General features: G+C 42.8%; 23 protein-coding genes. 8 read left to right on the forward strand and 15 right to left on the reverse strand.

Annotated elements, in window-relative coordinates:
- Window positions 1–105: 105 nt before the first annotated feature.
- Together ACQY3F_RS20880 and ACQY3F_RS20885 are read left to right on the forward strand one after the other, a co-directional pair.
- Complete coding sequence (locus ACQY3F_RS20880; RefSeq protein ID WP_428357021.1) at window positions 106–1,515, forward strand: IS1634 family transposase; 1,410 nt, start codon at window positions 106–108, stop codon at window positions 1,513–1,515.
- Window positions 1,512–1,907, forward strand: coding sequence for a hypothetical protein (locus ACQY3F_RS20885; RefSeq protein WP_428357763.1), 396 nt, complete (start codon window positions 1,512–1,514; stop codon window positions 1,905–1,907). Before ACQY3F_RS20880 ends, ACQY3F_RS20885 begins: the two co-directional genes overlap by 4 nt.
- Window positions 1,908–2,028: 121 nt before the next feature.
- Here ACQY3F_RS20885 and ACQY3F_RS20890 read toward each other — a convergent pair whose 3' ends face one another.
- The 10 genes from ACQY3F_RS20890 to ACQY3F_RS20935 form a co-directional block, all read right to left on the reverse strand.
- A complete protein-coding gene (locus ACQY3F_RS20890) occupies window positions 2,029–2,211 on the reverse strand; it encodes a hypothetical protein (protein ID WP_428357023.1) in 183 nt (60 codons plus the stop codon).
- A 5-nt stretch (window positions 2,212–2,216) separates the two neighbouring features.
- The gene (locus ACQY3F_RS20895) at window positions 2,217–2,504 is read right to left on the reverse strand and encodes a type II toxin-antitoxin system HicA family toxin (RefSeq protein WP_428357024.1); all 288 of its coding nucleotides are present in this window, start codon (window positions 2,502–2,504) and stop codon (window positions 2,217–2,219) included.
- Between the two features lie 391 nt (window positions 2,505–2,895).
- A complete protein-coding gene (locus tag ACQY3F_RS20900; protein ID WP_428357764.1) occupies window positions 2,896–4,692 on the reverse strand; it encodes a putative transposase in 1,797 nt (598 codons plus the stop codon).
- Window positions 4,689–5,153 (reverse strand): hypothetical protein, encoded by a 465-nt coding sequence (locus ACQY3F_RS20905; RefSeq protein WP_428353676.1) that lies wholly within the window; start codon window positions 5,151–5,153, stop codon window positions 4,689–4,691. The genes ACQY3F_RS20900 and ACQY3F_RS20905 overlap by 4 nt, the downstream gene beginning before the upstream one ends.
- 469 nt (window positions 5,154–5,622) lie before the next feature.
- A complete protein-coding gene (locus ACQY3F_RS20910; protein ID WP_428357025.1) occupies window positions 5,623–5,907 on the reverse strand; it encodes a BrnA antitoxin family protein in 285 nt (94 codons plus the stop codon).
- 88 nt (window positions 5,908–5,995) lie between these two features.
- Complete coding sequence (locus ACQY3F_RS20915; protein ID WP_428357026.1) at window positions 5,996–6,163, reverse strand: BrnT family toxin; 168 nt, start codon at window positions 6,161–6,163, stop codon at window positions 5,996–5,998.
- A gap of 50 nt (window positions 6,164–6,213) precedes the next feature.
- Window positions 6,214–7,653 (reverse strand): bifunctional D-glycero-beta-D-manno-heptose-7-phosphate kinase/D-glycero-beta-D-manno-heptose 1-phosphate adenylyltransferase HldE, encoded by a 1,440-nt coding sequence (hldE, locus tag ACQY3F_RS20920; RefSeq protein ID WP_428357027.1) that lies wholly within the window; start codon window positions 7,651–7,653, stop codon window positions 6,214–6,216.
- A gap of 8 nt (window positions 7,654–7,661) precedes the next feature.
- Window positions 7,662–8,237 carry a D-sedoheptulose-7-phosphate isomerase gene (locus tag ACQY3F_RS20925; protein WP_428357028.1) on the reverse strand — a complete coding sequence of 192 codons (576 nt, stop codon included), beginning with the start codon at window positions 8,235–8,237 and terminating at the stop codon, window positions 7,662–7,664.
- Window positions 8,238–8,278: 41 nt separating this feature from the next.
- A complete protein-coding gene (locus ACQY3F_RS20930; RefSeq protein WP_428357030.1) occupies window positions 8,279–9,211 on the reverse strand; it encodes a glycosyltransferase family 9 protein in 933 nt (310 codons plus the stop codon).
- Window positions 9,208–9,972: a glycosyltransferase family 2 protein gene (locus tag ACQY3F_RS20935; protein ID WP_428357031.1), complete on the reverse strand. Its 765-nt coding sequence runs from the start codon at window positions 9,970–9,972 to the stop codon at window positions 9,208–9,210. Before ACQY3F_RS20935 ends, ACQY3F_RS20930 begins: the two co-directional genes overlap by 4 nt.
- Window positions 9,973–10,118: 146 nt before the next feature.
- Between ACQY3F_RS20935 and ilvA the strand changes: the two genes are divergently transcribed.
- Window positions 10,119–11,642 (forward strand): threonine ammonia-lyase, biosynthetic, encoded by a 1,524-nt coding sequence (gene ilvA, locus ACQY3F_RS20940; protein WP_428357032.1) that lies wholly within the window; start codon window positions 10,119–10,121, stop codon window positions 11,640–11,642.
- A 4-nt stretch (window positions 11,643–11,646) separates the two neighbouring features.
- Here the strand turns inward: ilvA and ACQY3F_RS20945 are convergent, their stop codons facing one another.
- On the reverse strand, window positions 11,647–12,243 hold the full coding sequence (locus ACQY3F_RS20945) for an MBL fold metallo-hydrolase (protein ID WP_428357034.1): 597 nt from the start codon (window positions 12,241–12,243) through the stop codon (window positions 11,647–11,649).
- Window positions 12,244–12,939: 696 nt separating this feature from the next.
- Between ACQY3F_RS20945 and ACQY3F_RS20950 the strand changes: the two genes are divergently transcribed.
- The 5 genes from ACQY3F_RS20950 to ACQY3F_RS20970 all read left to right on the forward strand — a co-directional run bounded on the left by ACQY3F_RS20950 (window position 12,940) and on the right by ACQY3F_RS20970 (window position 18,018).
- Window positions 12,940–14,135, forward strand: a protein-coding gene (locus ACQY3F_RS20950; RefSeq protein ID WP_428357035.1) for an ISAzo13 family transposase whose coding sequence is annotated in 2 segments (ribosomal slippage) — window positions 12,940–13,747 and window positions 13,747–14,135 — 1,197 coding nt in all. Because the reading frame shifts where the segments join, the coding sequence is not laid out codon by codon here.
- A 137-nt stretch (window positions 14,136–14,272) separates the two neighbouring features.
- Window positions 14,273–15,181, forward strand: coding sequence for a hypothetical protein (locus ACQY3F_RS20955; protein ID WP_428357036.1), 909 nt, complete (start codon window positions 14,273–14,275; stop codon window positions 15,179–15,181).
- A gap of 44 nt (window positions 15,182–15,225) precedes the next feature.
- Window positions 15,226–17,412, forward strand: coding sequence for an IS4 family transposase (locus tag ACQY3F_RS20960; protein ID WP_428354400.1), 2,187 nt, complete (start codon window positions 15,226–15,228; stop codon window positions 17,410–17,412).
- Window positions 17,413–17,596: 184 nt separating this feature from the next.
- Window positions 17,597–17,857, forward strand: a complete 261-nt coding sequence (locus tag ACQY3F_RS20965; protein ID WP_428357766.1) for a putative transposase — start codon at window positions 17,597–17,599, stop codon at window positions 17,855–17,857.
- Window positions 17,812–18,018 (forward strand): putative transposase, encoded by a 207-nt coding sequence (locus tag ACQY3F_RS20970; RefSeq protein ID WP_428357037.1) that lies wholly within the window; start codon window positions 17,812–17,814, stop codon window positions 18,016–18,018. Before ACQY3F_RS20965 ends, ACQY3F_RS20970 begins: the two co-directional genes overlap by 46 nt.
- A gap of 260 nt (window positions 18,019–18,278) precedes the next feature.
- Here the strand turns inward: ACQY3F_RS20970 and ACQY3F_RS20975 are convergent, their stop codons facing one another.
- The 4 genes from ACQY3F_RS20975 to amrS form a co-directional block, all read right to left on the reverse strand.
- Window positions 18,279–19,244: a hypothetical protein gene (locus ACQY3F_RS20975; RefSeq protein WP_428357039.1), complete on the reverse strand. Its 966-nt coding sequence runs from the start codon at window positions 19,242–19,244 to the stop codon at window positions 18,279–18,281.
- Window positions 19,245–19,513: 269 nt separating this feature from the next.
- The gene (locus ACQY3F_RS20980) at window positions 19,514–20,560 is read right to left on the reverse strand and encodes an IS91 family transposase (protein ID WP_428357040.1); all 1,047 of its coding nucleotides are present in this window, start codon (window positions 20,558–20,560) and stop codon (window positions 19,514–19,516) included.
- Between the two features lie 175 nt (window positions 20,561–20,735).
- Window positions 20,736–21,464, reverse strand: a complete 729-nt coding sequence (locus ACQY3F_RS20985) for a tyrosine-type recombinase/integrase (RefSeq protein ID WP_428357041.1) — start codon at window positions 21,462–21,464, stop codon at window positions 20,736–20,738.
- Window positions 21,465–21,948: 484 nt separating this feature from the next.
- Window positions 21,949–23,034: an AmmeMemoRadiSam system radical SAM enzyme gene (amrS, locus tag ACQY3F_RS20990; protein ID WP_428357042.1), complete on the reverse strand. Its 1,086-nt coding sequence runs from the start codon at window positions 23,032–23,034 to the stop codon at window positions 21,949–21,951.
- Between the last annotated feature and the right edge of the window lie 24 nt (window positions 23,035–23,058).

The raw sequence follows: 23,058 nt of genomic DNA on the forward strand, positions 1-23,058 counted from the left end.
ATAAAAACCTAGGCATTACAAACATTTGCATTTTCAAGCAAAGTGTAGTGCCATAATACAATAAAAAGAGTTGCATTCACTTGATTTTTATGGAAAAATTCAAGTATGTATATCCGATGCACAACGACCCGAACCAAGGCAACTGGCGAGACCTACAAAACGTTTCGGCTAGTCGAATCCGAGCGAATTGATGGCAAAGTCAAACAACACACTTTGCTTAACCTTGGCCGTTACTTTGATGTGCCCAAGTCCCAGTGGAAATCACTATCAAGCCGTATCAATCAATTACTGACAGCACAGACTGACTGGCTCACTATTGACCTAGAGGAATCACTCGAAACACGGGCACAATATTACGCCACTCAAATCATCACATCCCGAAGTACAACCCTTGACGATAGCGTTCAATTTGAGACCGTGGATATCGGCAGTTTAGAGCTTGTACGGCCGCGCCGTGTGGGAGTCGAGCAAATAGCGTTACACGCTGTAAGGCAGTTAACCCTGGATGATAAATTGAAATCTCTGGGTTTTAACCAGCACCAGCTTGCCGCCTCCCTCGGTACTATCATTGCTCGCATGGCCTGCCCTGCAAGTGAGTTAGCCACACACGGCTGGCTGCAGACAACCAGCGGCCTCGGTGAGTTAATCGACTATGACTTCGAAGACATGGGACTGGATCGTCTGTATCAGGTATCTGACCAATTATGGAAACACCGGAAAGCCATTGAAACCCATTTATACCAGCAAGAACGGGATCTGTTCAGCTTCAGTGAAACTATCACGCTTTATGATCTGACAAATACCTTCTTTGAAGGCGAAGCCAAAACAAACCCAACAGCAAAAAGAGGCCGCTCCAAGGAAAAGCGCAGTGACTGTCCCCTGGTTACATTAGGGCTGGTGCTTGATGGCAGTGGCTTTCCACGTAAAAGCCAGATCTTCCCAGGTAATGCAAGTGAACCACAAACCCTGCAAACTATGCTTGAAGGACTGGAAGGGCGCACAGGATCCACTGTGATACTTGATGCAGGTATTGCCAGTGAAGAAAACATCCAGTACCTCATTGAGCATGGCTACCACTATATTGTTGTCTCACGCAAACGCAAGCGGGATTTTGATGAAGAAAAGGCAACTCTGATCAAAGATATTCCGGGGCAACGCGTAAAAGTTCAAAAAGTGACTGTAGAAGAGACCGGAGAAGTTGAACTGTACTGCCACTCGCAACTCAGGGAAAAGAAAGAACAAGCCATGCAGGATAGTTTTTCAGAAAAATATGAAACCGCACTCAACAGCCTGCATGCTGGATTGAGCAAGAAAGGAACCACAAAAAAACATGAAAAAGTGTTAGAACGGCTGGGACGCATAAAGGAAAAATACGCGCGTGCAGCACAGCACTATGAAGTAACGGTCGTACCTGATGATGATGGAGGCAAGGCCAACTCAATCAGCTGGAAGCGTATGGAAAAAGCCAACTCGCGGCAACCCACCCTGGAGTCTATTGCTTACGCACCAACCTGACCGACTGGAATGAAGAAACGCTCTGGCGCACCTACACCATGCTAACCGATCTAGAAAGTGTTTTTCGCAGTCTAAAAAGTGAACTCGGGCTACGCCCTATCTACCATCGAAAAGAAGAACGGGTTAATGGGCATATCTTTATCACTCTCATTGCCTATCATCTCGTCCAGACGCTTCGTTATCAACTCAAAGCTGAACATATTAATGATAGCTGGCAGACGATTCGGCGGACAATGGAAAACCAGCAACGCATTACCGTTGTTTTACGGCGGGAAGATGGAAAAGCCATTCATCTAAGGAAAGCAACGAATGCAGAGCCACGACAATCCGTCATTTATAAAGCACTGGAAATCTCAATGCAGCCAGGGGGTGTTAACAAAACATTGATTTAGCTTTAATTCAAAATAAAAAATCTGTAGTGCCAACACCAAGGACAGATTGTGCGTATCTGGTTGTTTTTAAACAACTTGTTGTCACTGAAATCGAAAGATGGGCTAAGTGCAATTCTAGTAATCATGCGCCTTCTTCTTTGCACATTTGAAGAAAAACCTTAAGGGAAATTGCCCCTTCTTCTTTTAATCCTTCAATATCACTGGCATAAAAATCAGCACTACCATTTAGCCCCATAAACTCCCCTCGAAACATTTCAATTTCAGGATCATATTGAATTAAGGCACGATAGTTATTAATTTCCATTATGTTCATTTTGGTACGACCTTATTTTCTCTCAACCATTCACGAATACTGGCTACAGCTCCTTTATCTGTATTTAGTGATGGATGTGGGCGATGAAATACTTTCCGAGTATTAAACAAACGAACACCAATACGGGAACTTTCACGTTCACTAATTTCTGCACCTAATTCAATAAACAAAGACTCAATATCATTCCACTTTATATTTCCACTAACGGGACGATGAAAAATAAGTTCCAGTTTTTTTGTGTTTTCGCTAAATTTATGAATGGTACCGATTATCAGTACTAACATCCATAAAAAAGATCAAGTTGGCCGACCCCTTGGAATTTCACCATTCTGCCGTTTCTCATAAGCGTTCTTATCCTGGTTATGCTCAAGAAAAAAAACGTGGGACATGTCCCGAATTGCGAATTCTAACTGCCCTGTCCTTTCGCTAGCCTTCGGCTTCCCGTATATCTGAAAAAAAATAAATGGGTATACATAACATTCAGAAATTAATATCCAATTATTTTTTTCGGTCCGTTCCGACGCTCATCTTAATAAAAAATACCCTTAAATATAGGCATTTAGAGGAGCTAGCCTGAGCCTTCGATTTGAATGGTTTTCGTTGATGGGCACGGATGAAGCTCTTTGCCCATCCTCAGACATCTTGATTCAGACGAAACTAATTTGAGACCATTTCCTAATTTTTTGCGGATGAAGTCAGCTCATAAATTAAGCGCAGATCGGTTCCTGGATAATTGAGTTCCGTTTGATTGAGTTGTTCAAATAACTTTTCTATTGCTTTATTACTTGCAGGTCGGGAAGTACTATGCACACGTATCCGAAGTTGTTTTTTTACTTCATCGGGTAATATATCTGCTTCTGTCACAAACAGCGTTTGTAATAGTTGCCTTGCCATCGGAAAGTCGATTGTCGGTGAGGTTAGCAAAGCGGCCATTGCTGTTTCTGCCCGATAAGCGATCATGTTGACAGTATCTATCAGCCGCTTTTTCCCTGGCAGAAGCTGTTCGAACTTATCTTCGTCTCTCAACTCTTGCCAGGTAATGTGTTTGGGCGTTTGGCTTAGTTTTTCCTTGATGGTTTTTAGTTCATTTTCATAATGCTCTATTTCTTCGAGTAATTCTGCTCGTTTTCTTTCCCATTTCTTGTATTTCACATCTTCCGTTTCATCTTTTTTAATCACCGGATGAAGTTCCATCGCTGCAAATCGAGATAGACGGTAATTGAGTTTGGATTGTATCGAATTACGCTGTCCTTCCTGTTGGCGCCTATCAGGGTTGACCACCTTTTGGGTATCGGATAGTGGCTCTATTCCATACTCCTGTAGCATATCTATCCCATAGTGGTGCTTCATATATCTAAAAAAGTTCTCTTGGCACCACCGGCTAAACATTCGCCCAGAAACAGCCGTCAACTCTAGTTCATAGGCTGTGGTAATAATACTGGTTTGGTGACCAGAATCAGTCAACTTGCGCACTTCTCTCATCCACATCGCCTGTTTTTTGGTTCCAACCAGACTGCCTCGTTCGGCGAGTTTCATGATGACTTTTTCACCACTCGGTAGTGTGATCTCCTGACTGGAAAAATTGTCCAGTGGCCAATTTTCGGTGGGAAATTTATGATAGGTCATGCAAGCGACACGATGCTTGTCCCACATCTTTCTAAAGAATGCGGGGCTATAGCCTTCTCTATCAAACACCAGGATAAAACGACAGGCTTGTTTGTTTTGCTGTAATGCTTGTGCACTCGGTTGATTCGGAATGTCTTTGAGTAATCGGGGGACGATATCTTCTTCCAGCGTTTTTAGTAAGCCCGGATCCACCGTTTTTTCAACGACAAAGAAGGGACGCCCCGTACCATCATTAACCCAGTAGTCGGTGATACCCCGTAAGCAGAGTTTTTCGCGTGAAACATGCCGTTTGGGAAGTTTAGTCAAGTGTCCATGATAGACACGGACATGACCATCTATGTAGAGTGTTCCTGCTGCCTCTGGTTCATTTTCCATCCATTGTCGACTGAGGTCGGCCGCCCAGCTTTCAACTGATTCTGGATCAGACAGTCCTTTTACTTTGGTTCTTAAACAGCGCACTTCGGGAACCCGATCCAGGCCAAGTAGTTTGCCGAATTCACCCGGTGCATGCTCGCGAAGTTGTTCGGCATTTTTGATGCGACATAGTCCCATAAAGGCGAGTAGCAATAGGATATGAAAGGTTTGATAATAACCTGTCAGTTTGCCAAGGTGGTGCTCAATGTCATTTAATAAGCCATTGCTAAGTAACGCGGGCAATGCACATAACACACCGCCTTTAGGAACATCTAAACAGGATTCGAATTCGATTGAGGCTCCCTTTTCCTGCTCACCCAAAGCCGCCTGGATTCGCTCTTCTACTCGAGTGCAGGCCGTACCGAGTGACTCGGCTGCACTGGCATCAATAATATCACGGGCTGATTTGGTACTGCCATCATTGGGGTCTATTGATACGGCAGACTTTTTTTTAAACGTCCATCACTGATCGCCTTGCGAAAGGTATCTGCCCGGATGCCTAATTCTTTAGCGGCTTCGTTAGGCGTCATACCTTGATCCAGATATTCCTGAGCTTGCTGCAAAACCTCAAGCGTAAAGAGTGGTCCTCCCTTGCGAGTCGGGCGAGGTTCAAAAAACGAATCAGCCCCTTTTTCTCGTAGTTGCCTTAATGAGCGCATAACACTACTTTTAGAGACACCAAAGGTTGTAATAATATCGATTGAACGACAGGAGCCGGTATTGATGAGTTGAGAGGTGTGAAGTCTAAATAATCTCTTATTGTCAGCCTGGTGAGAATAGATCGGGATACCGCCGAGGAAATAAAACCACTCATCATTTCGGTTATCAACACTGACCTGACCATTTATAATAGTCGTACCCTGAGGAATTATTGGGAGCATGAGTTGCTGCATTAATTGAATACCTCGTATGATATGAGGGCTTAGTTTAACCTAAATGAGTACCGTTTTCATTTCTTTAGCTGAAAATATCAATCATTTGACAATAATTCCCTAACCCTTTAATTATATTGCCTAGTTTAAGTTTTAATGGATTTCTTTCAGGATAGCGAATCAAGATGTCTGATCCTACAGTGTTTATTTTGCTGTAACTACTCAGCTTGTCTGAGTAGTTACACTGGTTTTTTATCCGCTCAATCGTGGTTGTAGTCGACTTGCCATCAACAAAATAAAGAATTTCTACCTTACCGCCTACCTGAAAAACAGCTTCAGCTCCGACGACGTCTTAGAGCTTATAATCACCGCCTTCATAACTCGGGTCAGATACAAATTAAACGCCAAAATCAGACACCGCTAGCAGATATTCGATGAACCCTGACAAACCACTTAATTATGATATAAAATCAACCTGCGCGACCAAAGGTCAGCGGGATTTTTTTGTGAGACTTTGATTTTGGTTTGCATCTTTATATACCTTTAATAAAGCATTAATGTTCGTTTGATAACCTTGACCTTGTGCTTTAAACCAATTTAGTACATCTGTATCAAGCCTTAAGGTAATTTGAGTTTTTCCTTGCACTGGTTTCAAATTTTTTCGAACAATAGCTTTAGCAAATTGTTCATGAGACGCCTCAGATAATTCAGATAAATTAATATCTTTATCTTCCATTGCATCAATTTTTTTCCAGTCAGTTTGTGATTGCTGCATAATAATACCTTTCTTCGTGTTTAGTAGCCTTACGAATAGAAATAATCCGTATATCCTCATTTCTTTCAGTGTGAACAACTGCTACTACTCATTTTTTAAATTGACCAAAAGAAACAAACCTTTGCTCATCATAACCTATACGATCGTCTTCAAATGTAACAGTGTAGCCATCAAATATTGCTTCAGAACCAACAAAATCAATTTTATGCTTCTGTAGATTAACCAGTCTTTTATTTTCATCCCATGTAAACTCCATAATTGATATTGTAGCTACTCAATGTAGTTACATCAAGCTGGATGCCCTATTCAAGCCCGTTGAATCTCGACCTGATTTTTAATACGCTCAATCGTAGTCGTCGTCGATTTACCAGCTACAAAATCAAGAATCTGTACTTTGCCGCCCGCTTTAATTACAGCCTCTGCACCAACAACTTCTTCGGGCTTATAATCCCCACCTTTCACTAATACATCCGGCAAAAATTTATTATAAATACGTTCGGGCGTTTCTTCAAAAAACGGAATCACCCAATCTACACAACCTAGCGCAGCGATAATAGTCATCCGGTCGGCTAATTTATTAATCGGGCGCGACTCTCCTTTTAATTGTTGTACCGATGCGTCGGAATTAATGGCGACGACCAGACGGTCGCCTAGTAGCCTGGCTTGTTCAAGATAGGCGACATGCCCTGCATGTAAAATATCAAAACAGCCATTGGTCATGACCACTTTTTCACCACTTTTCTGGGCAAAGTCGATTTCATTTGATAGCTCATCTTCAGTGACCACGCCGCTAATATTTTCCTTATCCCCATGCAGGGCACGATTAAGCTCATGGCTGGAAACAGTCGACGTGCCGAATTTACCGACGACTATACCCGCAGCCATATTAGCCAGATGCATGGCGTGCTGTAAGCCCAACCCAGAAGCAACGCCCAGAGCCATACTGGCAATCACAGTATCCCCAGCACCTGTGACATCGAAGACTTCGCGTGCATGGGTGGGTAAAAAATGCGCTTCCGATTTTTTAATTAAGGCCATGCCATGCTCACTTAAGGTGACCAGTAAAGCATCTATATTATGTTGCGCTAGTAAGGCCTGACCTTTGCTGATAATCTGATCATTATCCTGGCAGACTCCGACAACGGCCTGAAACTCAGCTCGGTTTGGAGTGATTAAAGTAGCTCCTTGATAGCGGGAAAAATCAGTGCCTTTTGGGTCGACAAAGCTTTTCACGCCTTGCTTATTAGCCAACTCTAGCAGCTGAGGAATATGCTCTAAAACGCCTTTGGCATAATCTGAGAAGATAACCACATCGGCTGTTGCCAATGCTTTTGTATAGTGTTCTAGCAGTTCTGAATAGTCAAAATCGATTAAGGACTCTTCAAAGTCCAGGCGTATTAGCTGTTGATGCTGGGCAACAATACGAAATTTACACGCAGTTGGCGCATGAGCACTGGTAATAAAATCACAAGAAACCCCTTTTACTGCTAGTAAGTCTTCTAGTTCGCCGGCTTCGGAATCATCCCCAACGATACCTAATAGCGTGACATTGGCGGCTAACGAGGCAATATTTAAGGCAACATTTCCAGCACCACCCGCACGTGCTTCTTTTTTGCCGACTTTAACTATGGGCACAGGTGCCTCGGGTGATACGCGCGTAGTTTGCCCGAACCAATAGTAATCCAACATCAGGTCGCCGACCACTAATATGTTTAAGCCTTTAAAGCTAGGGATTTCACTAATCATTATCGACCTCAATCATTTTCGATTTCATCTACCATTTCGCACCACCAGTGGTAAATAATCAAATGTGCTTCCTGAATACGCGCCGTGGTTGTCGATGGAATAACAATCGGCATATCAACCTGTGCTTTTAAGTGCCCACCGTCACCGCCCATCAAACCAATCACTGACATACCTTGCTGTTTTGCAGTGATGCTCGCCTGAATAATATTCTCACTATTGCCAGAAGTCGAAAAGGCAATTAAGCAATCGCCCTCAGCGCCCAGCGCTTCGACCTGACGAGAAAACAGGCTATCAAAGCTAAAGTCATTAGGATGTGCGGTCAGAATTGAAGTATCTGTTGTCAAAGCAATGGCTGGATAGGCGCGGCGATTTTTATGATAACGAATCACCAGTTCGGCAGCAAAATGCTGACAATCAGCAGCACTCCCGCCATTACCACAGAGCAGGATTTTATGGCCGGATATCAAGGTACTGATAATCAGCTTGGACGCGGCGGTAATTAGTGGCTTATAGCCAGTTAACTGGTTAATAAGCTGCTGGTGTTCTTGTAGAACATCAGTAAAATCATTTGCTACTGTCGACATTTGAATCCTGATTGTTTAGTTTGAGACGAATTTGTATCATTTTAGATTTCAGCACAAAGTTCCTGTAACTTATTTTCGACGCAGCGGTAAAATTCTTCCGCATAGTTAAGCGGCACTTCAAAGTTGGCCTGTTTTTCAGGGTCGCTGATGGTTGCCCATCGTTTAGAACTGGCAAACAAGCTATCGCCAAAAAATGATAAGGTTTTTATATTTAAAGCACCGGCCAGATGCATAGGCCCTGTTGAGGTACTGACAAATACATCAAATGTAGCGATCAACTTGCAAAAATCCACTAATGGCATTTTTGAGTCGATTAACTCGGCAGGGAAATCTATATGCGTTTCGATATAAGCCTTACTGTCGCCATCATCTGGCCCAAAAGTAAAAACTACCTGGACATCCTGTTTATTCGCAATAAATTTTGCAAGCCTTAAGTAATCGTCCAGTGTTAAATTACCTTCGCTACTTCCACCAAAGCCCGGATGGAATGCGATTGTTTTGTGCGGCGAATCGGTTAACTGCTGATCAAAAACTAAAAATGGCCTTTCCAGTTGCTCCGTAATATCTGGCAATAATACCTTAAGTAAATCAATATTATATTGCCATTCGGTTTTTGTTACCTGGCTGCGCTTTTGTTTAAGGGTTTTATTGAAATAGACTTGAGCTAATTTTGTTGCCGGCGCAATTCGGGTTTTTATGCCCGATAAAAATAACAGCCATCCTAGATGATTATCAATAAAACAGGAAATACTGACTTCAATATTCTGTTGGCGAATTTCTTTGCTAAGCTTCCAGGAATCCTGAGTGTAAAGAATAACATCATCTATATAGTCTATTGACTTTGCCAGCTCATAGTTAATGTTAGCAACCAATACGATCACCCGATGGTCGGTATTAGCCTTCAAAATCTTTAACATCGACAAGGTGGTTATAAAATCACCAATTTTGTCGTGTCTAGTGACTAATATATTCATGACGGATGCTTTTTATTAATTTCATAGAGCTTCAACTGCTTATAAAAAGTCGTGGCCATATGCGAAAAAGCGATGAGTAATCCCGGGTATCCATCGAGAAAACCCCGTTTTAAAACATAGGTTTTAAAAAATGCAAAGTGGGCATTGCAAATTGCTTTTAATGGGCTGGATGATTTTTTACCGATATTGTCTTTAGCGTAGAGGCTTGAGTACCGATCCAGCTTGATAATAAAATCGGAAATAGTGGCATAAGGATAGTGTTTGATCGTGCCATTAACCGCTTGAGTATTAAAACCTTCGGTCTTAATACTTTCATGTACTTCTTTATCAGTAAATGCCGTTTTATGCTTAGGGTAAATTCTGGCGAGAATATCCTTACCCCAGCAATGTTTTATATTAGTCGATTGGTAGTAGTTCTCACGCAAAATTGTATAAACACAGCTTTCATCTAATGTAGTCTGCCTTAGATTTCCAATGAACTCACTGGATAATACTTCATCTGCATCCAGCGAAAGTACCCAGTCATTTTTTGCATAAGTGGCTGCTTTGTTCTTACTTGGGCCAAAACCGATAAACTCACCCTGAACCAGGTTTACATTAGGGTAGCTTAGTGCAATGTCTTCTGTGCTATCTGTAGAACCATTATTGTAGAGCACAACATCATTAAAGTTGTTCAATGAATCCAGCGTATTTTTGAGTGTCGTAGCCGCATTTTTTGCGATGATCACACAGGAGATATTTTGTATGACTGAGGTATCCATAGCGTTAGCGATTCATTCCGTTGCGGGGTGGCAGAAAACCAATATTCATGGCTAATAATAGGGGGATTCGGGCCGGGCAGGATAATAGCATTACAGAGCAAAGAGTATGGGATAATATTTGAGTTCGGATTATAGCATCTTAGCCCATGACCCAAAAATACATAGAAAAAATATTACGCGCCAAAGTTTATGATGTGGCCACTGAAAGCCCACTTGACTACGCACCGGCTTTATCGAAACGCTTTAATAATCAGATCTATTTAAAACGCGAAGACCTGCAAGCCGTTTTCTCTTTTAAACTTCGCGGTGCGTATAATAAAATTGTCCATTTAAGTGAGCAGGAAAAACAGCAGGGTATCATTGCCGCATCAGCGGGCAATCATGCGCAAGGCGTGGCCTTATCTGCCAGTAAACTCGGCATTAAAGCTTTGATTGTTATGCCCGAAACCACGCCTGAAATTAAAGTAAATTCAGTGCGCTCATGGGGGGCAAAAGTGGTTCTGTTTGGCGACTCATTTGATGATGCCTATGAGCATGCCCTTGAATTAGCAGAACAAAAACAGCTGACTTTTGTGCACCCTTATGATGATCCTGACGTTATTGCTGGGCAAGGTACAGTGGCAATGGAAATACTGCGTCAGAAAACGGATGCCATTGAAGCCATTTTCGTGCCGGTTGGCGGCGGTGGTTTAATTTCTGGTATCGCTGTTTATGCTAAATTTGTACGTCCGGAAATTAAAATAATCGGAGTCGAACCGGATGATGCGGATTGTTTAAACCAGGCTTTAAAAGCGAATAAACGTGTCACCTTAAAACAGGTAGGATTGTTTGCCGATGGCGTGGCCGTGAAGCAGATTGGCAAAGAACCCTTTCGTCTCGCCAAGAATTTCGTTGATGAAGTGGTGACGGTTAATACCGATGAAATCTGTGCAGCCATCAAGGATATTTTCGATGATACCCGTTCAGTATCAGAACCCGCAGGCGCATTGGCTGTCGCGGGTTTAAAAAAATATATAGAAAGAGAAAAAGTCAGTGGCCAAAGCCTGGTTGCGATTGAAAGCGGAGCAAATATTAATTTTGACCGCTTGCGCTATGTCGCTGAACGAACCCAGGTTGGTGAGCATAGGGAAATACTATTGGCGGTCAGCATTCCTGAGCAGCCTGGTAGTTTTCTAGCGTTTTGTAAATTATTAGGCAAGCGCAGCATTACCGAATTTAACTACCGCTATTTTGACTCGGGGTCGGCGCAAATATTTGCCGGTATTTCCAGTAATGGTATTGATGCTGATAAACCTGAAATAATGAAACAACTGCAAGATAAAGGCTTTTCTGTCACCGATATGACGCATAATGAACTGGCAAAAGAGCATATACGTTATATGGTGGGAGGGCATGCCCCCTGCGCGTTAAATGAAGTGGTCTATAGTTTGCAATTCCCCGAACGGCCCGGTGCTTTACTGCGCTTTTTAAGTGCTTTAGGCAGTCAATGGAATATCAGCCTATTTCATTATCGCAACCACGGCGCTGCTTTTGGCAGGGTATTACTGGGTGTGCAAATCGAAAAATCCGAGCAGGCAACTTTACGATCATGCTTTGATGCTCTGGGTTTTGTGTATACAGAAGAAACTGAAAACCCTGCTTATCAATTGTTTACTGGTGGACAGGGTTAGGGCTTTAGGCTTCAAGCATAGACTTTAATGCTTTACTCCCGCCTTTAAACACAGGCCAGCCATCACCGGTTAATACCGTTTCTATAGCCGATAGATTGGCAAGACGCGCTACTGATTGCAGAGCCAGATCTCTATCTGCCAGCTTTGCATCAGGCAGCAGACATAATTCCCCCGCAATATGCGCACGGATCAAATCGCCAGTTATTAGCGTAGTATTTTCTAATATTAAAGCAAGTTCACCGGGAGTTTTAGAGCCTTCAAGCTGATAAGCAATAAGCCCCGGAACAATTTCCTCATTATCAGATATCCAGTGCTCACAACTTACTGGAAAATTATCCTGCTCACCCGCTGGGCCGAAAATTTTAGCCCCAGTTTGTGCGGCAATATTTGCTGCATCACGACTATGATCACTATTGGTAATCACAATAATACTCGCACCGCCTAATGCTTGCAGGTGCTTTAGATCATGATCTGACAGAGGAAGTGGATCTATCAGCACATTTCCCTGTTCACGTACCCAAAGCACGCTATGAAAGTCCAAGTTGCGTTCTTGATTGAATTCAGACCAGCCAAATAAGTCTTTTTTATGTAGTTGTTTCATAATGGGTGTGCCTAAAGCGCTTTTTTCAGTAAATTCACGGTATCTGCAAGAGTATCATGTTTAAACACCGCCTGGTAACCGAAGGTACAATTTGAAGGTTCGAAATTGGCTAATGAATACGTTAAACCTGGAAAAATCAGTTGCTCACGGTTTCTAGCACACGCTCTTGATTCCACAGCACTTCCAAAAAATGCTCGATTAACCTCAGAGCACCTGATCTCGACATAAAGAAATCAAAAGCTTACCGCTTTCACAAGATAATTAGATGATACTAAAGTGCGTAGGTTGGCGCTGAGTATACGAAGCCCAACATGATATTGCACAGTGATTGTTGTGCTTCGCCAGCTCAGCGCCAACCTACATGTCAATCATTGGTATCAAGTTATTATCCTAGAGTTCAGGTGGTCTTAACCTACGGGTGAATCTAAGATTTTTTGAAAATATTTTATTAATTTAATAACTTGCAATATAAATCCGCATTCAACTGATTTTTCTAGTTTAAAGCGCGTTAACAACCAGGTAAAGATCCATATTCACCATAGCTCTATGCTGCCTATCTACGCCAAACTTGAAAAATACAAAAATTAGGACTAAGGGAGATGGAAAGAAATAATCATCCAAACGAAGTAAGCTTGTGTCTCAATAATTTATAATAATCAATTCTGAATTTATTCTCACACTAGGCAGATAAGCTTGTTGATATTAACAGATAGCATTATAGGTTGGATTATAAATACAGCCCATCGTTTAAAAGGCTCGGTACGTCGTATATTCATGGCTGAAACGGTGGAGCTACTAGGCTCAGGTGGTGCAAGTATTGCTGAAGAAAAACTAGGATGGAATAGAGGCACTATCCGAAAAGGACAATATGAACTTGAAACTCAGCCCATAGAAGATAATTTTTCAGCGAGAGGGCGTAATAAAAGTGAAGAGCATTTTCCTCATCTACTTGATGACATAAAAAAAATTGCTGAACCGGAGTGTCAAACGGATCCCTCTTTTAATTCCTGTCGATTATATACCCGGCTAACGGCTAAAGAAGTTAGAAAACGTTTACTGGAGATTGATTATTATGATGAAAAAACATTACCTTGCTCAAAAACTATCAATACAACATTAAATGACCTGAGTTACCATCCAAAAAAGGTACAAAAAACAAAGCCTCATAAGAAAATCAAGGAAACGGATGCAATTTTTGAACAAGTTCATTCAGTCAATGGAATGGCAGATATCAACCCAAAAGAGATTCGTATATCAATTGATGCCAAAGCAAGAATGAATATAGGAAATTTTTCACGGGGAGGACGAAATCGGGTTTTAACAAAAGCAGAGGATCATGATTTAGATGTTAAGGAAAAGTTAACTCCTTTTGGTTTTTATCTGCCTGAACATGATGATTTTTTCCTTTTCTTTACAGCAGGCTATGCCAGCAGTGATTTCATCGTTGACCGATTGGAAGAAATTTGGCCAGAAATTCAAGAAAAATATGGAGTAGATATTCTGACACACACGCTGACAATGGTATGGAGAACAGTAGCTCCAGAACTCAGTTTATAAAAAGGCTTGTGGAGTTTGCTGAAAAAAGCAACATAAAGATAAAACTGGCCTACTACCCTCCTTATCATAGTAAATATAACCCAATTGAACGAGTATGGGGAGCCTATGAAAATCATATTAGTGGCGACATAATGGATACAGTTGAAACAACTTTAAAATTTGCCGAAAGTATGACCTACAATGGCAAAGCACCTCTTGTTAAATTAACAGAAAAAATATATGAAACAGGAGTAAAGGTAGGTAAAAAAGCAATGAAGACGTATTATCAGTTTGTTGACCGAATGCCATCGTTGGAGAAATGGTTTTTGACCATTTCTCCTGGTTGTTCTGGATGATTATTTCTTTCCATCTCCCTAAAGTCAAAATATGCCGAAATGGAAGCGGTTACAAATACTCAGTTTAAAACAGAGAATTTGGTCAACATTTCCAAACTTAAGTGCATCATGCTAGAAATAGCAGAGGAGTTATTATAATGACTAAAAAAACCATCTCCGAACAACAAGAAAAAGACCTCGACCTTACACCTGAACTAAGCCAGTATAGTCGGCGTGAGTTTATTCTTACCTCGGCCAAAGGCGTAGGTGTAACCGCTCTAGGCGTAACGGCCTTTGCAGCTACAAGCCTTAGCGAGAGCGCGAAAGTATCTGCCGAAGCTGGCGACGCAGACTCAGAGTCTGGCATGCGACCGATGCCCCGCGTATCTAGTCTAAACGCTTTCGATCCGGATAGCGCAGTTGATACCTGGTCAGAGCCTTGGGTATGGCGACCTGATGACTGGCCTGGTAAGCAACTGAACTTAACCGTAGTCGAAAATGCATCGCCTATTGCAATCACGGGGACCGGCTTTGAAAATGTGCGGCCTTTATTATTCAGCTATGGCGGTATTACTCCAGGCCCTACTATCCGTATGCCCGGAGATTCAACATATTATCTGGAGCTGCGTAATTTACTAGGTCTGGATGCAGGACAAAGCTTTGTAGGCCCCTACCCTGACCCTGCCGCTTTACCCAAAGGCGTTAGTACAGATGATATTCCGCAAGACCCTCAAGATGACTGGTGTCTAGGTGAGCATACCAATGGCGTGCATTCAGTGCATACGACCAACATGCATACGCATGGTTTACATGTACGTCCTGGCTCCAACCCAGACGGCTCTATTTCAGACAATATCATCCTCAGAATTATGCCGCAGGCGGATTTTAAAGCCAGAGAAAATGATGCCGATGCAGATTGTCGTTTTTTGCGTGTTAATGAGCAGGTGGGAGATGCCAATTATGAATTTCGCTTAGGGGATATTGGTGCATCAGGCACCCACTGGTATCATCCCCACTCGCATGGCGCAACACATAATCAGGTAGCTAGCGCTGCCTATTACCCATAAATTACAGCTGGACAATCAAGAATAATTATTGCATGCTATAAGGCATGAATAAACAAAACCAAATCAAACGAACACTCTCCTTATCAAGCAATATAGAATACATCAAACAATTACTGGAAGGCAAGGGGGGGGTTGCACATAGAAGCGATTTAGCCAAACAAGTCTGTACACACTTTGAATTTCACGATGCACGTGGGGAAATGCAAACCAGTGGCTGCCTGAAAGCACTCCGTGATCTAGAATCATCGGGGCATTTTGAGCTACCCAGGGTGCAACACAAAACGGGCACAAAATCACCCCGCCGTTTAACGGACTCCGTACCACATCCTGTTGATGTACCCGATGAAGTCAGGCACATTGCAGCGCTTGAATTGGTACTAGTACAAGAGGCAGATCAGATGCGAACCTGGAATGAACTGATGCTTACAGAACACTACCTGAAAGCAGCAATATTGGTGGGCAGGCAAATGCGCTACCTGATTCGTTCCGAGCATGGCTGGTTAGGAGGGATTGGGTATGCCGCGCCGGCTTTGCAATTATCCGCCCGCGATCAATGGATAGGCTGGAATCAAGAAGAGCATCAAGCACAGCTCCATATGATCGTCGGGATGAGTCGTTTTTTGATCCGTCCCAGTGTCAACTGCAAAAACCTGGCATCGAAAGTACTAGGCATGAGCATGGCAACGATAGCAAAAGATTTTAACCGGCAGTATGGATACTCACCCTTGCTCATTGAAAGCTTTGTTGATACCGAGCACTATTCGGGCACCTGCTATAAGGCTTCAAACTGGTTGGCCATCGGAAAAACCAAAGGGCGGGGACGCCAGGACCGGCATAATGACTCGACATTAAGTCAAAAAACGATTTATATGTACCCACTCGACACCTCTTTCAGGAAACAATTGGGATTATCAGCCAATGCAGGTCTGGGCGCACTGACTATCAGTGAAGGACTGGATGCTGCGCAATGGGCCGAACATGAATTTGGCGGTGCGCCACTGGGTGATAAACGATTAAGCAAAAGACTCGTCAACGTCGCTCATGCAAAAGCCCAGAACCCTGGCAGTGCCTTCTCAGGGACAGTTGAAGGTGACTGGCCCGCCACCAAGGCCTACTATCGCATGATTGACCAGCCAGAAGGCTCAGCCGTTAATCTGGAAAATATCTTGCAACCTCACCGCGAACGGACAGCGCGACGGATGATGGGGCAAAAAACGGTGCTATGCCTGCAAGATGGCAGTGAACTCAACTACACAAACCTGGATAAATGCAGTGGTTTAGGGGAGTTGAAAGCCAACCAGACCGGTGCAAAAACCAAAGGACTGACTTTACACTCAAGCTTCGCCATTGCGCCAAACGGATTGCCATTGGGCGTCCTAAAAGCACAGTGTATTGCTCCGCACCCCCGATTGCCCGATGACAAACGTAAACCATCAAAAATACCGATTGAAGAAAAAAAGACCTTTGTCTGGATAGAGCACCACCGTGACCTGGTTGAATTAGCGGCCACCATGCCGCAAACACAACTGATTAATGTCTGTGACCGGGAAGCTGATTTTTTTGAATTGTTTGATGAACAAAGAAAAAATCCCTGTGTTGAACTGCTTATTCGTGCTCAGCACGACCGTAATATTAATGAATCCCCCTTCAAGCTGTTCGCAGCCATTCGTGAAACCAGAGTACAAAGTCGAGTTAGCGTCAATGTTCCCCAGCAAAGTGCCCGGCCTAAAAAAAGCAAGCAAAAAGCCAAAGCAGCAAGACCAGGAAGGCGGGCAGAACTGGCATTGCGTCACTTAGCCATACAACTCCCTGCTCCCAGCTATTATCATGACAAAGAGCCGGTTGAAATACAGCTTATCCATGCGCTAGAAGAAAACCCGCCTCAAGGCACAAAGGCCGTCGAGTGGTTTTTACTGACAACGATTAAAATTGAATCCGCAAAGGACATTGAAAAGTGTTTGCGTTGGTATACGTTGCGCTGGCGAATTGAAGACTGGCATCGTGTGCTAAAATCAGGCTGTAAAATTGACGATCTTGCTCATGAAACGGCTGAGCGGTTGCGTCGGGCGATTGGTATCAATCTGGTTATCGCCTGGCGGATCATGCTCATGACGCTTCTGGGTAGAGAAACGCCTGAGCTTCCTGCTGAAATATTATTTTCTGATGTTGAATTGCGTACCCTGCACGCCTACGCAAAAAAAAAGATTAAAACCCCCTTTGTTACTAGGTGAAGCTGTACAATTGGTAGCAAGAATTGGAGGACATCTGGGGCGGAAAAAAGATCCCCCGCCCGGTCATCAAATCATGTGGCGAGGGTACGCAGCTTTGCAGCTTTTGTGTGCAGGGTTCTTGCTGCTGGAAGGCGGGTGATATTGTGTGTCATGATTTATGGGTAATAGGCAGTGCTAGGAAGAGATTGAAGCCTTTCAGGAACAGATCAAGACGCTTAAAGAACAGCGCAAACGGGTAGCCCATCACATTAAAGTGAAAGATTTACCTGAGAAAGATCAATTTGAACAACTCAGCACCCAAAGCAAACATTTCATAGACACTATCAAAATGATTGCTTATCGCTCTGAAACGGCCATGGCCAATCTGTTAAGAGAAACGCTCACTCGCCCCCTGATGAAGTGCGCAGCCTATTGCGTGCAATTTATTGTAGTGAGGCAGATCTGATTACAGACCATGAACAAGGGACATTAACGATACGGTTACATCATTTGGCTAATCGAAGTTATGATGAGGCAATACTAAAACTATGTAATGAGCTCAATACCACAGAAACCCAATTTCCGCGAACTAATTTAAGGATGATTTTTAAACTCGGGTCAAAGTAATTTCCGCGAGATCAGGTGGTCTGAGTCTCTACCAAACTGGCGATTTATATTGGCTTGAGTTCAAAAGGGTATTATCGGTTAGCGAAAACCAAGGCTGTGCAAATGGGTCTTAATAATGACTGGCTAAAAGCACAAGGGTTAGTGTCTGTTAAAGATCAGTGGGTAAAGTTCCATTATCCAAATGGCTAATGAACCGCCCTGTGCGGATCCGCATGCAGAGTGGTGTGGGGAGAGCTGGAGAGAAACCAGCTCTTACCCGATTATATTTCGATTTCATTGACTGGTAAAGATAAACGTGTATTTTCTTCTAGATCTTTAATAAACAATTCCCAGTCTTCCTTTACAACTCGTTTTTTGCAATAAAAAGCAGCCATTTGAATAAATGCTTTTGTCACATCTCGTAAATCATGAATGAAAGGTCCAATTTTCTCTTCATAGCTGTTTCCATACGATAAAAATATTGAATCTCTATAGTTAGCTTTACCCCGATACCTAAACGCTTGAAATAGAAAGTTCACTTGTCCTTTACTTAAAGCTTCATCACGTAATATTTGAGCTGCTTTAGTTCTAAAATTATCAACACCTAGTTTTTTAAAATCTTTTGAAGCCTTAACTCGCTCTTCAACTTCCCATTTTTTATAATCAGCAGTTCCATTTAAATAACTAATACATGCACCTTTGGCTTCCTCTACATTACTAGAATAGATACTCAAGTCATAACTATTACCATTCCGAAGGTCTTTTATTTTGGTTTTTACTTCTTTCAGCACAAGAGTTGAAAGACATAAATTGAATGGGTATGGCAACAATCCTCTTTCTGCGAAATCAGAATGCCATACTTTAGCCGTTGCAGAGTGGGTTTCTTGTTTTGAACCTGATGAAGCAGCAACCATAGCACTCGCTGCAAAATATGTAGCGTAATACCATGAGACTATAGCTGAACGAACCACATCGTACTTATGTGAAATTTCTTTATCCAAAGAACTTAAGGAAGCTAAATTATGATATGCCATGAGCATATTTTCAAAAGCGAGGGTGTCAGCTTTTTCATTTTTTGGGCGACGCTGAACTTTGTTATAAACATTACTTATTTTCTCGTTTGAGAATTCATCACTGTTGATTATTTCAGATAATGCTCTCATCCAATTAATTGTACCTTGAATCGCAAAGGTTGGTTTTGGTTGTTCTTTAGCTTCAAAAAGCCTTTGTAGTAACCACTGAGTCATAGCTCCCTCTTTAAAATATAACGAATAAGGATAGATTGTGTAAGCGAAGCGCACCACAATCTTATCCCGTGTTGGACAAGCCCGGGATGAGGTAAACGCTTTATAATAAGCAAATATCTTTTTGGCTCCTGGCCTTAATACGGATCATCACTTTCCTTCAGGCAAGCTCCCGCCTTTGCATTCTATACTGCAAAAAAAAATACGGCTATATCATTATGTTATAAATTATTCTCTCTGTTTGTGAATTGGGGGTTTATGATCCATTTTATTTATCCTGGCTCTGGTGGCCTAAAGCTGATGACCTGCATGGGAACCTGGCAATGAGGGCATTTAACAACGAGCCTTGGTTTAGGTGCCAGTAACTGAATAACAACACGCAGGACTAGCTGTACTAGTTTCAGTAATGTCTTTGCATTGCTGTGTAAAAAACCATAATCTCTGACACGATGAAATCCTTTAGGCAGGACATGCTGCAGAACCAGCCATAAAAAATCCTCTCCTTTCAGAGATCGGGTTAAGGTCTTGCCTGTGTCGCCATCTGTGTACCGAAAGGTGACCCTGCCATTGTTATCTGCAATGATGTTCTTCTCACTGATCACCCCGCGATATAAATAACGCGATAAATATTTTAAAGCAGGTTCACCATTACCGACACGTTTACAATCGACGACCCACTCTTCTGGCATTGAGCAGGGAATCGGTAGCTTTGCTGCATTCAGTCCGTCCAGAATCCGGGCACGGAAGACTTTAGCCAGGGCAAACTCATTGAACAGGTATTTGCCTTTGGTTTTTATCCATTGCCTTTTAGCTTTGTTGATCCCGCCGCCCGGAATAATGACATGAATATGCGGATGATAATCCAGTCTGCGGCTGTGCGTGTGCAATACGGCCGTCATGCCTATTTCAGCCCCGAGGTTTTTGGGGTTGAGCCCAAAATCCTTTAATGTGCTACTGACACAGAGAAACATCAGCTGATAAATGATTGTCTGGTGATGCCATGTCAACGCTCTCAATTGAGCAGGGAGCGTAAAGGTCACCATATAATAGTCAACCGGAAGTTGTTTCTTTTGCTGACGCATCAGCCATTCCGACGCTTCATGGTTTTGACACTGGGGACAGCTACGATATCCACAGGATTTAGGGTGCCATTCAGAGTGACCGCATCCTGTATATTGCACATGGAACTCACCTGAGAGTGCCGTGCGGCAACGCTTTATCGCAGAGATAGCTTTTAAATGGCCAGGCAATAATTTTGTCGAGTATTTTTTGTGAAAACTGCTTTCATAATGCTCAATAATCGTGACAAGGGGGATCATGACTGACTCCTGAAACCTGTTGATAAGGTATTAGTCAGTTGATTAATGGCTGAGATAGTATCCTTTTCTGTCAGTTCCGTGGAATGAGCATAGCGAGCTGTCGTGGTCGGGCTAGCATGGCCGAGCAAGTGCTGAATATGAATCAGGCTTTACCCTTGTTCCAGAAGATGCGTGGCTATGCTATGACGCAGCGTGTGAATGGAGGCTTTTTTTTAATCCCGCAGTCTTTAAGAGCCGCTTTCATCGCGGCTTGAGCGCCGCCTCGATCCATTGGTGTTGTGGCATTTTGAAGGGTCTCCATTGAGCCGGTTCCACTCGGAAATAACCAGACTGGATTACGGTGTTTACGCCATAAGTCACGCAATGCATAACATGTTAAATCAGGTAATGGCACAAAGCGGTCTTTATGCCCTTTGCCCCGGCGAATATGTACCTGTTTGCGCTCTGCATCAATATCACCGACTTGCAAAGAAAGCGTTTCACCCAGGCGCAAGCCCATTGAGTAGGTTGCTAATAAAAAGACTTTGTAACGTAGTTTGTAGGTCACCGCAATCAGTTGCTCTACCTCGGAAACCGCCAGAATATCAGGCAGTGTCTGTATCTTGGGGGCTTTGATGATTTTAATCCATTGCCAATCCTTTTTAAGGACATATTGCCAGAAAAACTGGAGACCATTACGATCGATTTTAACGGTACTCCAGGAATGAGATTCAACCAATTCAGCAAAATAGACTTCAAGCTGTTCAGTACTGAGTCTTTCCGGTGAGCAATCAAAGTGCTCAGTGACTCTGCGCACAGCACGAGCATAGCTATCAATGGTTGCATCACTCATGCCGCGTAATTTTAAAGCACGAAGGTGACGGTTATATAGCTTTTCAAAATGAGTTTGTTCTATCGTATTCATGGTAAACTCCAATTATCATACTCGACAATGAGTACATATTGGAGTGTATCCGTAAATGGGTTTTTCTGCCGCGATAGCGGCTTCGTCCAACAAGTGATTGTCTCGGTCTAGTTATCTTGTACTTCAACAGTCGTTATCAATCAAGAAACAGGCTTAAGCCTAGTAACTCTAAACGAGATAACATGCGTTTAATACAAGATAAACAGATACGAATAATATTCAGCGTTTGAGTTTTCAAGCATGGCTCTAGCTAAACGCAACGGTTTAATCTTATCAAAAATATCTTTAAACGCGTATTTTTATCTTGGCTAAAAGTTGTTGAATGCCCGCTTATAGCTGTTTTGAGCCAGCGAATAGTTAACGACAGTAAATAGGCCTAATCTGATAAATGCTGGAAAAAGACTTGGATCTTGAACCTTTGCCGAGAGTAAATTATCTTCGCTAGACAAACCATGATCCTGTCATAACCTTGTAAACTTCCGCCCTATATATGAACAGCTCGGCGCTTAGCACCCCAGTCACCAAGCATAGCTGCAAAATGTCCTGCACATTGAGCTCCGCAAGATATACACGCGCCCGTTTCAGACAAATTCCATTCAGATAACTGATACCAGTCGCGCCCTATTAATAACTGCCCACAGTTATGGCAATAAGTGCTACCTGCTTCCTTGTCATGAACATTACCTACATAGGCATAATGCACGCCATTTTTTAATGCGATTTCTCGAGCTGTTAATAATGAAGCGATCGGCGTAGGTGGCTTATCCAGCATTTTCCAATCAGGGTGGAACGCTGTAAAGTGCATAGGCACCTCACTGCCCAGATTGCCTGCCACCCATTGGGTCATTTTCTCCAGCTCTTGTATCGAATCGTTTTCGCCAGGAATGATCAGCGTCATCAATTCTAGCCAGACCGATGTTTCATGTTTTAAATAAAGCAAGGTATCTAGCACGGGCGCTAGATGAGAACCGGTAATCTTGTGATAAAAATGCTCGGTAAACGCCTTTAAATCTATATTAGCTGCATCCATCACTTGATAAAACTCAGCTCTGGGTTCAGAGCATACGTAGCCCGCTGAAACTGAGACTGATTTGATACCTAATTCACGACAAGCTATCGCTGTATCAATGGCATATTCATGAAAAATCACCGGGTCATTATAGGTGTAGGCTACGCTTTTACATCCAAGTTCGGATGCTTTCAGAGCAATTTGTTCAGGCCCTGCGACACTCATGATTGAGTCCATTTCACGAGATTTACTAATATCCCAGTTTTGACAAAATTTACACGCAAGGTTGCAGCCTGCGGTACCAAAGGAAAATACCGAAGACCCCGGGTAAAAATGATTAAGCGGCTTTTTTTCAATCGGATCTATGGCAAAACCACTAGATCTACCATAGCTGGTCATGACAACTTGCCCATCCTGGTTTTTGCGCACAAAACATAAGCCGCGCTGATCGGCATGTAGTTTACAAAACCTGGGACATAAATCACATTGTATACGGCCATCACCCCGGTCATGCCAGTAGCGAGTGGCCACTACAGTTCCTGTTTCGTCTTTAGTCTGCATAACGCCTCCCAACACTGTTTGTTA

The organism is Methyloprofundus sp., from assembly GCF_965251085.1.
GTDB lineage: Bacteria > Pseudomonadota > Gammaproteobacteria > Methylococcales > Methylomonadaceae > Methyloprofundus.

Excerpts from the sequence above, each read along its gene's own strand:
- ACQY3F_RS20915 (WP_428357026.1), bottom strand. The coding sequence starts at position 6,163 with ATGGAGTTTACATGGGATGAAAATAAAAGACTGGTTAATCTACAGAAG.
- ilvA (WP_428357032.1), top strand. The coding sequence starts at position 10,119 with ATGACCCAAAAATACATAGAAAAAATATTACGCGCCAAAGTTTATGAT.
- ACQY3F_RS20955 (WP_428357036.1), top strand. The coding sequence starts at position 14,273 with ATGACTAAAAAAACCATCTCCGAACAACAAGAAAAAGACCTCGACCTT.
- ACQY3F_RS20890 (WP_428357023.1), bottom strand. The coding sequence starts at position 2,211 with ATGGAAATTAATAACTATCGTGCCTTAATTCAATATGATCCTGAAATT.
- ACQY3F_RS20925 (WP_428357028.1), bottom strand. The coding sequence starts at position 8,237 with ATGTCGACAGTAGCAAATGATTTTACTGATGTTCTACAAGAACACCAG.
- hldE (WP_428357027.1), bottom strand. The coding sequence starts at position 7,653 with ATGATTAGTGAAATCCCTAGCTTTAAAGGCTTAAACATATTAGTGGTC.
- ACQY3F_RS20880 (WP_428357021.1), top strand. The coding sequence starts at position 106 with ATGTATATCCGATGCACAACGACCCGAACCAAGGCAACTGGCGAGACC.
- ACQY3F_RS20945 (WP_428357034.1), bottom strand. The coding sequence starts at position 12,243 with ATGAAACAACTACATAAAAAAGACTTATTTGGCTGGTCTGAATTCAAT.
- ACQY3F_RS20960 (WP_428354400.1), top strand. The coding sequence starts at position 15,226 with ATGAATAAACAAAACCAAATCAAACGAACACTCTCCTTATCAAGCAAT.
- ACQY3F_RS20935 (WP_428357031.1), bottom strand. The coding sequence starts at position 9,972 with ATGGATACCTCAGTCATACAAAATATCTCCTGTGTGATCATCGCAAAA.
- amrS (WP_428357042.1), bottom strand. The coding sequence starts at position 23,034 with ATGCAGACTAAAGACGAAACAGGAACTGTAGTGGCCACTCGCTACTGG.
- ACQY3F_RS20910 (WP_428357025.1), bottom strand. The coding sequence starts at position 5,907 with ATGCAGCAATCACAAACTGACTGGAAAAAAATTGATGCAATGGAAGAT.
- ACQY3F_RS20905 (WP_428353676.1), bottom strand. The coding sequence starts at position 5,153 with ATGCAGCAACTCATGCTCCCAATAATTCCTCAGGGTACGACTATTATA.
- ACQY3F_RS20980 (WP_428357040.1), bottom strand. The coding sequence starts at position 20,560 with ATGATCCCCCTTGTCACGATTATTGAGCATTATGAAAGCAGTTTTCAC.
- ACQY3F_RS20895 (WP_428357024.1), bottom strand. The coding sequence starts at position 2,504 with ATGTTAGTACTGATAATCGGTACCATTCATAAATTTAGCGAAAACACA.
- ACQY3F_RS20985 (WP_428357041.1), bottom strand. The coding sequence starts at position 21,464 with ATGAATACGATAGAACAAACTCATTTTGAAAAGCTATATAACCGTCAC.
- ACQY3F_RS20930 (WP_428357030.1), bottom strand. The coding sequence starts at position 9,211 with ATGAATATATTAGTCACTAGACACGACAAAATTGGTGATTTTATAACC.
- ACQY3F_RS20975 (WP_428357039.1), bottom strand. The coding sequence starts at position 19,244 with ATGACTCAGTGGTTACTACAAAGGCTTTTTGAAGCTAAAGAACAACCA.